Source organism: Bradyrhizobium sp. TM233, assembly GCF_036247965.1.
GTDB classification, from domain to species: Bacteria; Pseudomonadota; Alphaproteobacteria; order Rhizobiales; family Xanthobacteraceae; genus Bradyrhizobium; species Bradyrhizobium ottawaense.
The window spans coordinates 1-298 of sequence record NZ_BTIG01000111.1; the positions used below are offsets into that span (position 1 = coordinate 1).

Annotated in this window: 1 protein-coding gene and 1 pseudogene; both read left to right on the forward strand. The window is 65.1% G+C overall.

Annotation, left to right across the window (positions count from 1 at the left end; genetic code table 11):
* Positions 1–129, forward strand: a pseudogene (locus tag AABA86_RS33890) (efflux transporter periplasmic adaptor subunit); the annotation flags it as partial.
* A gap of 6 nt (positions 130–135) precedes the next feature.
* The coding region (locus AABA86_RS33895; protein ID WP_338309834.1) for an efflux RND transporter permease subunit at positions 136–298 on the forward strand (163 nt) is incomplete at its 3' end.

Below are 298 nucleotides of genomic sequence, written 5' to 3' on the forward strand. Positions count from 1 at the left end.
AAGGCCGGCGACAAGGTCGTGGTCGAAGGCTTCCAGAAGTTCGCCGCCGGCGACAAGGTCAAGCCGCAATCCTGGTCGGAGGCGGACGCGACCGCGGACAACCGGCACGCCCAGAAACTGACGCGGTAACGCGCCATGGCGAGTTTCTTCATCGACAGGCCGATCTTTGCCTGGGTGGTCGCGCTGTTCATCTGCTTGATCGGCGCAATCGCCGTGCCGCTGCTGCCGATCGCGCAATATCCGATCATCGCGCCGCCCTCGATCTCGATCTCGACCAGCTATCCCGGCGCCTCGCCGG